This is a genomic window from Streptomyces sp. B93, assembly GCF_018070565.1.
In the GTDB taxonomy this organism is placed as follows: domain Bacteria; phylum Actinomycetota; class Actinomycetes; order Streptomycetales; family Streptomycetaceae; genus Streptomyces.
In genome coordinates, this window is record NZ_JAGPXL010000049.1 from 39,977 (window position 1) to 48,527 (window position 8,551).

At 73.9% G+C, this 8,551-nt stretch carries 9 protein-coding genes and 1 pseudogene; 3 read left to right on the forward strand and 7 right to left on the reverse strand.

Translation table 11 applies throughout. The annotated features are described in order from the left end of the window. Window positions 1-194 precede the first annotated feature (194 nt). The 6 genes from KBY47_RS30910 to KBY47_RS30935 form a co-directional block, all read right to left on the reverse strand. On the reverse strand, window positions 195-1,691 hold the full coding sequence (locus tag KBY47_RS30910) for an SCO6880 family protein (protein WP_210926984.1): 1,497 nt from the start codon (window positions 1,689-1,691) through the stop codon (window positions 195-197). Between the two features lie 118 nt (window positions 1,692-1,809). Beyond that, window positions 1,810-3,009, reverse strand: coding sequence for a hypothetical protein (locus KBY47_RS37100; RefSeq protein ID WP_210926986.1), 1,200 nt, complete (start codon window positions 3,007-3,009; stop codon window positions 1,810-1,812). 1 nt (window position 3,010) lies between these two features. Next, entirely contained in the window at window positions 3,011-3,781 is a 771-nt protein-coding gene (locus tag KBY47_RS30920) for a hypothetical protein (protein ID WP_210926988.1), read from the reverse strand. A 27-nt stretch (window positions 3,782-3,808) separates the two neighbouring features. Beyond that, window positions 3,809-4,108: a hypothetical protein gene (locus KBY47_RS30925; protein ID WP_210926990.1), complete on the reverse strand. Its 300-nt coding sequence runs from the start codon at window positions 4,106-4,108 to the stop codon at window positions 3,809-3,811. A 125-nt stretch (window positions 4,109-4,233) separates the two neighbouring features. Further along, on the reverse strand, window positions 4,234-4,524 hold the full coding sequence (locus KBY47_RS30930) for a hypothetical protein (RefSeq protein WP_308405355.1): 291 nt from the start codon (window positions 4,522-4,524) through the stop codon (window positions 4,234-4,236). After that, window positions 4,521-5,114, reverse strand: coding sequence for a DUF6668 family protein (locus tag KBY47_RS30935; RefSeq protein ID WP_210926992.1), 594 nt, complete (start codon window positions 5,112-5,114; stop codon window positions 4,521-4,523). Before KBY47_RS30935 ends, KBY47_RS30930 begins: the two co-directional genes overlap by 4 nt. A 170-nt stretch (window positions 5,115-5,284) precedes the next feature. On the opposite strand from KBY47_RS30935, the gene KBY47_RS30940 reads away from it, so the two are divergent. The 3 genes from KBY47_RS30940 (at window position 5,285) to KBY47_RS30950 (ending at window position 7,763) form a co-directional block, all read left to right on the forward strand. Next, complete coding sequence (locus KBY47_RS30940; protein WP_210926994.1) at window positions 5,285-6,097, forward strand: transglycosylase SLT domain-containing protein; 813 nt, start codon at window positions 5,285-5,287, stop codon at window positions 6,095-6,097. A gap of 35 nt (window positions 6,098-6,132) precedes the next feature. Further along, window positions 6,133-6,948: a hypothetical protein gene (locus tag KBY47_RS30945; RefSeq protein ID WP_210926996.1), complete on the forward strand. Its 816-nt coding sequence runs from the start codon at window positions 6,133-6,135 to the stop codon at window positions 6,946-6,948. Between the two features lie 230 nt (window positions 6,949-7,178). Beyond that, the gene (locus tag KBY47_RS30950) at window positions 7,179-7,763 is read left to right on the forward strand and encodes a sigma-70 family RNA polymerase sigma factor (protein WP_247695490.1); all 585 of its coding nucleotides are present in this window, start codon (window positions 7,179-7,181) and stop codon (window positions 7,761-7,763) included. Window positions 7,764-7,775: 12 nt separating this feature from the next. Here the strand turns inward: KBY47_RS30950 and KBY47_RS30955 are convergent. After that, window positions 7,776-8,551: pseudogene (locus tag KBY47_RS30955) on the reverse strand (hypothetical protein); the annotation flags it as partial.

Below are 8,551 nucleotides of genomic sequence, written 5' to 3' on the forward strand. Positions count from 1 at the left end.
GCCCCGGGCCGGGATCGGGGGTTCCTTGCGGGGGCGGTCGGGGGCGGTGCTCTTGCGGGAGGGCTTGCGGTCCGGGTCCTCGTCGCGGTGCGGGACCGGGGTGTCGTCGTCCGGGTGCGCCCCCGGCCGTTTCCCGGGCGTCGCGGGCCGCTCCCCGTGCGCCCCGCGCCCTTCCGTCGCTCGTACGCGCGTCCTCACAGCGCCTCCTTCAGTTCGCGCGGCACCAGGGTGTGCTCCCACGGCAGGATTCCGACCGGCAGGGTGCAGCTGAACGCCGCCGCCTGCATCCGGTCGGCCGGACGCATCAGGAGCCGCGCCCCGGCCAGCAGGTTGCGTACCGTCACGTTCGCGTCGTCGAGTTCGGCGTCGGAGTCCACCGTCACCGTCACCATCAGCGAAAACTCCACCAGCCCGGCACCAGTGGCCTCCTCCACCGCCGTCTGCTCGGCGGCGCGCACCTCGTTGGCGGCGCGCGCCTGCACCATGCCGCGCCGGGAGGTGGCCATGAACTGCGCCGCACGCCGGTCGGCCTCGACGATGCGCGCCGAGGTCGCCGGGTCGATCGGCCGGTACAGCAGCGCCACCCGCTTGCGACGGGTGCCGGGCGCGTCCTCCAGCAGGCCGCGCAGCACCTGGGCGCGGACCGTGCCGCGCGGTGCCAGGGTGAGCATCCAGGTGCGCGAGACGCCCGAGTCGTGCTGGTAGGCGTTGACCTTCTCGATGGCGGCGGCGGGACCGGCGTCCTCCCAGCCCAGCCCCGTGCCGCCGTGTACGGCGCGGGCCTCCAGGACGTCCGCGGCCACGGCCGGGTCGTAGGCCACCCGGACCACCTCGGCGATCCGCTCGGCCGACAGGGGCGTCGCCGGTCCGCCGCCCGCCCGGACCACGCCCTCCAGCAGTCCGGGTATACGGACGGCCAGGTCGGCGATGAGGTCCTCGCCGCGGCGCTTCTGCCCGGGCGGCATGCCGTACGTCAGCGCCAGGTAGGTGTGCATCTCCGAGGAGGCGGTGGGGTAGCGCTGCACCACCTCCTCCATCACGGCCCGGGCCGCCGCGGGGGCGTTGGGGTCGATGCGCGGCAGCACCTCGTTGGCGAGCCGGGTCCCGGAGTCCGGGGCGGTCTCCACGATCACGGAGGCGCCGCGCAGGCCCGGCTCGCTGGAGAGCCTGGCCAGCCAGTGGCCCCAGGCCGCCACCCAGTTGTCGATCTGGTCGGAGTCGACCAGGGAACCGCCGTCGGGTTCGCAGCCGAGCACGATGGTGTAGAGGTTCTTGCCGGGGTGGTGCAGTACGCCGAAGGGCTGGTCGTAGGCGTCCCTGCCCTCGGACACCTTCACCCGGCTGAGCAGGCCCGGCGGGCGGAAGGTGCCGCCGGGGCGCGGTGACAGCGGCCCGGAGACGTAGCTGGTCGACCCCTTGGCGCGGCGCCGGAACCAGCTCACGCGCAGGGCGAGCAACTGGTAGACGTTGCGGCCGTCCTGGGTGCGCACGGCGAGCGGCAGCAGGAACAGGGCCTGGATCAGCACCACCACCAGCGTGAGCGGCAGTGAGACGAGCGACACCATCAGGTCGAGGACGAGCCCGCCGAACAGTCCTACGGTGCCGATCAGCCCGAACGGCCCGAGGCCGGGGCGCCGCGGTCGGCGCCAGTTCCCGTAGGTCGGGGCGGCGTTGGCGGCTTCGGTGGACATGGGTTGTCTGTCCCTTCCATTGGTCGTGGGTGGGGGTGGGGAGCCCAGAGGGCGACAGGGGTGGGGCGCCGGACGGCTGGGGCGCGCGGGCGCGGCCCGGCCCCCGCCCGGCGGTCGATCAGCGGTCGTCGTACCGGTTGGCGCACTGGACGCCGCTCGCGGCCACGTTCACGGTGCCGTTGGCGATCTTCCCGGCCGCGACCAGGGCCGCCAGGGCGGGATTCGCCGCCGCCCCCGCACCCGCGCCCGCAGCCGCGCCGCCGGCGCTCGCCGCACCGGCCTGCCCCGCCGGTCCCGCGCCGCCGCCCGCGCCGCTGCGCCCGCCCGCTCCGGACGCGCCCGCGCCGCCGCTCGCCCCGGTGCCGCCGCTGGCGCCCGAGGGGCCCCGCGACCCGGCGGGGCCGCCCGAGCCGCCCGAGCCGCCGGGGCCCTTGCGGCCGCCGGAGTCGGCCAGGGACACCGCCCCGGAGGCGACACCCCCGGCGACGCCCATGGTGGTGGACCCGACGGAGTCGCCGCCGAGCGCGGCCGTCGCCGGGACGATCAGTCGCATCAGGGCGGGCAGGGCCACGGCCGACAGCAGCAGCAGTCCCATTCCGGCGATCTGGGTGTCGACGTCGCTGTGCGCCTCGGAGGCGTCGACCATGACGGACCCCGAGTACAGGACGAGGGCGACGGTGGGCTTGTAGAGCAGCCAGGCGGCCATCCAGCCGACGTGCTTGCGCCACCAGGTGCCGCCCCAGTCCGTCATGGACGCGGCGGCGGCGATCGGCAGCGTGCCCATCAGGATGATCATCACGCCGAGCCGGATCCACATCAGCAGCGCGTGGATGATGCCCGCGATCAGCAGCAGGACGCCGATGACCAGCAGCAGCATGTTCGGCACGTTGCCGTTGCAGTCGATGCCCTCCATCAGGTTCTGGAGGGTGCCGCGCAGGAGGAAGTCGGAGTACCGGTCGGTGAGGTCGACGAACGTGCCGATGATGGCGGTCACGCCCGCGCTCACCACGAGGACGCGCAGCATGCCCTTGAGCGCGAGCTGCCCCGACTCCGCACGCCGGTTCAGGGCCATCTTGGCCGCGGCGAACAGGATCGAGCCGCACGCCAGGTACACGACGATCCAGCGCGTCTGGTTGCTGATCTTGCCGGACGCGCCCGGGTTGGTGGACTCGATGTCCCAGACCGCGTCGAAGACGCCGAGGGCGCCGGTGATGATGATCTCGGCGACCATCTGGATCATGGTGCCGATGGGGTCGCCGAACATGCCGAGGAAGTCGATGCCCCCGTCGCATCCGTCCCCTGCCGCTGCCAGATTCATCTCACGCCCCCCACAGGGTGAAGCCTTCGGTGGTCGCCTGGCGTTCGACCGAGGAGTACAGGGACCCGTCGTCCCGCAGCGCCACCTTCCAGTCGCCGTCCCGCCAGCGCACGGACACGGACGTGGACAGGTAGCCGCCCATGGGATCGGTGACGAGCAGTCGTACGGTCGCCAGGTCGCCGGAGTACGACGCCACGGAGAAGCCCACGAACCTGCCGATGGCGCTGTCCTCGGAGACGGCCGTGCCGGACTCGGCCTTGCCCGCGACGAACGTGTCGCGCGGGGCGCCGGGGACGACCTGCTGCTGGGCGACGAGACGCCAGGAGACGCCGCTCAGCTGGACGGGGATGATGTGCGCCGCCAGCGCCGCGCCCGTGGGCGTGTGGGCGAAGCACCACCACATCGTGGCGTCGGTGTGCAGGGGCCCGGCCGACGGTGAGACGGGCACCATGATGGCGACCAGCTTCCGCCACTCGACGTCCTCGGGCGCCGCGGTGGGCGGCGCCCCGTCCCCGTCGTCGGTGGCGCAGTCCTCCGGCCGCCCGCCGGGACCGCCGCGCACCCCTTGCGGATCGCCGGGGGAGAGCGGGCCGTCGAGCCCGGTGAGGATCTCCCGGCTGGTCTCGGCGAGGTCGACGCCCTTGGGGTCGCTCACGAACGCCACCAGTGACATGACCAGGAAGAAGCCCAGGAAGAGGGCCGCGCTGATCCAGCCTCGCTCTTTGTAGAAGGGACCGCCCACCGGGTCCCTCTCGCGCTGTGTACCGAACACGTCGACGGCCTCTCCCCGTGGTCGGCTCTAGGCGAAGAGGAACGCGACGGTGGGCCCCGCGGTGGCCACCAGCACACAGCCGCCCAGCACCATGCCCAGCCGGCTGAGGTGCTCCGACCCCTCACCGCGCTTCATGGACACGGCCATCATGATCCCGGTGACGATGACACCGGCCACCCCGGCGGCGGTGCCCGCCCAGGCCGCGATGCCGAGCACGGTGTTCACCGCGTCGGCGAGGTCGCCGGGGGCCTGCTTCTCCGGCTGCGGGACGTCGCCCGTACCACCGGCCGTGGTGGCGAGGTAGAGCGTGTGCAGGGCGTCCTTCATGAGTTTCTCCAGGTGTGACGACGGGACAGGTGTGCGACGGACAGGGAGCCGACGGACAGCAAGCTGACGGACAGCAAGCTGACGGACAGCAAGCTGACGGACGGCAAGCCGACGGAGCGGCGCTGCTACAGCAGGAAGTTGACGATCGGTCCGGCGGTGGTGCCGAGGACGCAGGCCATGACGACGATGAAGCCGCCCCGGAAGTAGGTCGCCCCCTCGCCCATCTCGCCGCGCCGCAGTTGCATGGCCATCTGGATGCCCACGACGAGCAGCCCCCCGACCGAGGCGGCCGACACGATCCAGGTGAGGTAGCCGAGCAGGTCACCCACCTCGGGCTGGGGGTTGAAGGAACCGTTGGGCCCGAAGTCGTCGGGGTTGACGTTGGCCGTGGTGATCCGGTCGGCCGAGAGCCTCACTTCGGCCTCCGTGACCGCCCGGCCGGGGCCGAGATGACCCGGCCCAGCGCGCGCACCGGCCTCGGCAGCTTGTCGGTCTCCGCACCGAGGCGCCAGGCCGGGACCCAGGGCACACGGTGCACGGTGGCCGCCGAACGCAGCACGCGCACCTGCCGCCCGAGCGGGCGCGGCAGACGCCCCGGCGCGTCGGCGACGAGCACGACCGCGACGAGCCGCACCCCCGCCGGATGCTCCCCCTTGCGGAGCGCGTTCAGCGCCTGGGACGCCGCCCGCATGCCCGCGTGGTGGGTGCGCGCCACCAGCAGCACCTCGCCGGGTTCGCCGTCGGCCGGGTCGGGCCACCGGCGTCCGATGTCCGCGCCGCCCAGCACCCGGGCGAGGGTGCTGGCCCCGGCGCCGCCGTGCGCGCTGACCCAGGCGACCCGGTCGCCCCGGGAGACCGGCGCGGCCCCGTCGCCCGGCGGGACCGGCGCGGGGCGCCCGGTGGGTGCCGGCGCGGCCCGCTCCGTGTGCGACGGCGCGGCCTGTGGTGCGGTCGGTCCGCGCACCCACATCTGTGAGCCCGCCGACGTCGCCGAAGGGACGCCCATGGGTGTCCGCTCCTCTCCATCCCGGATTGAACTGATGGACCGCCATGTCCGTTGCTGCGTGCGGCGGTCGCGGTGATCCGTCGGGCAGCCACTACGGGAAATCAGGTGACCTGGTTCAAGGCGTCCCGGGACGCGTACCGGGTGAGCGGAGGCGAGGGGTGTGACGGGACGTGGGCGCGCGGCCAGGAGTGGACTCACAGGGCGAGGCCGACAAGAAGCGGAACTCCATGCTGATCGGCGCCGGGGTCGGCACAGGCGTCCTGGGCTGCCTGTTCGCGCCGCTGCTCATCCTCCTGCTGCTGCTCGGGGTGCTGGTGATGTGCGCCATCGGATGGATCCTGTGGCCCATCGTGCTGCTCTGTGAGATCGGCCTCCTGCCCTGCGGCGGGGGCGGCGGGGGCCGAGGCGGGGGCGTGGACAGCACCGCGATCGTCGACGCGTTCAACAGCGACGGGCTCGGCGAGCTGAACACCGAGGCCGTGCCCAGCAAGTACCGCGAGGTGATCGAGAAGGCCGGGCAGGAGTGTGCGCAGATCGGCGCCATCGTGATCGTCTCGCAGGTCCAGTACGAGTCCGGGTTCGTGGAGAACCTGGTCGGCCCCGACGGCGCCGAGGGGCTCTCCCAGCTGCCGCCGGACAAGTTCGACGAGTTCGGTGAGGACGACGACGACAGCGGCGAGACCTCGGCCCTGGACGGCGAGGACTCGATCATGGCGCAGGCCAGGTACATGTGCTCGCTCGCCGACGACATCGACGCCCTCATCGCCGGCAACGAGGTGCAGGGCGACCGCCTCGACCTGACCCTGGCGGCGTACGACGCCGGTCTGGACGCGGTCAAGGAGGCGAAGGGCGTCCCGGAGACCTCGCGCTCACAGACGTACGTCATCGGCGTCCGCTCGTCGTTCGCCCTGTACTCCGAGGACGCGGACCTGTCGGACGCGGAGTACCCGAGTCTCGACCCGCGCCCGACCCCCTCCACATGACCAGCACGCGCCACGGCGTGGAAAGGAGCCCGCAGATGTTCGGCACACGTACCCGCAAGGACCCGCGGCCGCCGTCGTCCCCCTTCGACGTCCTCATCGGGGAGGACGGCCGCGTGACGGTCGACGGCGAACCCCTCGCCGTACCGGAGGGCGAACCGGTGCACGTGGCCGTGCTGGACGTGATGCACCGTCATGCGCGGGAGTCGGAGCGGCCCGTGGAGGCGGCGATCCTGGACCGCCAGCAGGGCGAGGCCACGGTGGTCGAGGTCGCTCCCGACGGGTCGAGCCGGGTCGTCCTGCACGAGCGGTTCGAGGAGCCACCGCGGGAGGACGGCCCCGACGAGACGCCCGACGGCACCGGTGTCGCACCGCCCCCGGCCGACGCCCGCGTCCCGGACCAACTCGCCGAGCTGGTGCGGCTGGTGGGGGAGTCGCTGGACTCCGGCGCTCCGGAGCGGGCCGCCGCCCTCGCCTTCCGGCTGCGGGAGCACACCGTACGGGCGTTCGGCCCCGGGCACCCGCACACGCTGGAGGCCCACGCTCTGGAGGCGTACGTCGCCCACCGCAGCGCCAACCACCGCCTCGCCACGGACATCTGCCTCGAACTGGCCCGCGTCCGCCACGGGCAGGGCGACCCCCGGGCCCACGAGGAGCTGACGCGCGCGGTCGCGGCGTGGCTGCGCAACGACGACGTGCCGTCCGCCGTCGAGCAGGGCCGGGCACTGCTGGCCGCGCTGCTCACCCTGCGGCCCGAACGGCCGCACCAGGCCGCGCCGGACGCCGCCGTGCCGCACCTCGTCAATCGACGTATGCAGGCCCTGACCGCGAGCCCCGTGCCGGGCGCCGCCTGACGGGAACGCCCAGCTCAGGACGGTTGTGGCGGGGGAGCGGCACGGGTGTGCGCGACCCCGCCGGGACCGGCCGCGACCCCCCGTGCGGCGGCGGTCGTCATGCGCGCCGTCAACCACTCGTCAACGCCGCGTGGAACTCCCCTCGCAAGACTCCCGGCCACACCGGGGCCACCGACCACGGCCCCAGAGGCGACCTCTGCCACGAGGTCAGGGAACGAGGGGGTACGACCTTGAGCTGGACCGTGATGGGCTCGACGGGGGCGGTCACCGCCAGGGAACGGGCCATGCGCGTCCTGTACGACGAGCAGGCGGGGGACCTGTACAAGTACGTGCTGCGGCTGCTGGGGGGCGACCGGTACCGGGCGGAGGACGTCGTGCAGGAGACGCTGCTGCGCTGCTGGCGCACCCAGGACCTGGTCAGCGGGGAGCCCCTGCGGCCGTGGCTGTTCCGGGTGGCCCGCAACATCGTCGTCGACGAGTACCGGACGCGCATGGCCCGCCCGCAGGAGGTCGACGGCACCGCCTGGCTGGACGAACTGCTCGCCCGGAGCGACGACCTGGACCGGCTGCTGTCCTCGGTGCTGCTGCGGGAGGCGTTCAAGGCGCTGTCGGTCAAGCACCGCGAGGTGCTATACGAGACCTACTACACCGGCCGGTCGACCCGCGAGGCGGCCCTCGTGCTCGGCATCCCGCCGGGCACCGTCAAGTCGCGCCTGTACCACGCGGTCCGGGCGCTGCGCATGGCCCTGGACCTCGTCGCGGCGCCGGACGAGGAGGTCGACGCGAGGCCCGCGTGGTACTCGCCCGCGGCCTGAGCCCCGGCGGACTCAGCGCGCGGCCCCGGCGTCCCGTGCCGGCCGCTCCCAACTCGGCATCGGACGCCGTGCACGCACCGCACCGGACGACCGGTCAACGGATCGGTCGCCGGGTCGGTCGCCGGGTTGGCCGACGACGGCCCGGTCGGCGGATCGGCCAGGGGGCTGGTCACCAGGCCGGTCAACGAACCGGTCACCGGGCCGCGCGAGTGCGCGCGGCGCCGGGCCCGTCCGTGGCCCAGGCTGCCCGGTGTTGGCCGCGCGCCCGGTAGCTACCTGCCCGGCGTCGGCCGCGGGCCGGGTGTTGGCTACCTGCCCGGCGTAGGCCGCCGGTCCGGTGTTGGCCGCGGGACCGGTGTTGGCCGCGGGCCCGGTGTTGGCTACCTGCTCGGCGTCGGCAGCCCGTCCGGCGTAGGCCGCCGGTCCGGTGTTGGCCGCGGGCCCGGTGTTGGCCACCTGCCCGGCATCGGCAGCCCGTCCGGCATCGGCAGCCCGTCCGGCGTCGGCCGCCCGTTCGCCGTTCGCCGTCCGCGCCGCCGTCAGCCACGCCTGGTGTTCCAGGACGGCGGTCAGCGCGCCGCCGTCCTCGCCCGGTATCTGGTTGCGCAGCCTGACCATGCCGATCCCGGCGGACAGTGCCGCGTCCAGGTCGGTGATCTGGAGCCAGACCGTCTCGGCGCGGGTGGCGGCGGCCTCGGCACGCTCGCCGTCGCCCTGGTAGTGCCAGCGCTCGGCGACGTCGCGGAACAGCCGTACGCCGCCGCCCGCGTCACCGTGCTGGCCGGGGA

What these genes read in the sequence shown, in the direction of transcription:
- KBY47_RS37100 (WP_210926986.1), bottom strand. Translation starts at nt 3,009, where the DNA reads ATGAATCTGGCAGCGGCAGGGGACGGATGCGACGGGGGCATCGACTTC.
- KBY47_RS30945 (WP_210926996.1), top strand. Translation starts at nt 6,133, where the DNA reads ATGTTCGGCACACGTACCCGCAAGGACCCGCGGCCGCCGTCGTCCCCC.
- KBY47_RS30925 (WP_210926990.1), bottom strand. Translation starts at nt 4,108, where the DNA reads ATGAAGGACGCCCTGCACACGCTCTACCTCGCCACCACGGCCGGTGGT.
- KBY47_RS30935 (WP_210926992.1), bottom strand. Translation starts at nt 5,114, where the DNA reads ATGGGCGTCCCTTCGGCGACGTCGGCGGGCTCACAGATGTGGGTGCGC.
- KBY47_RS30910 (WP_210926984.1), bottom strand. Translation starts at nt 1,691, where the DNA reads ATGTCCACCGAAGCCGCCAACGCCGCCCCGACCTACGGGAACTGGCGC.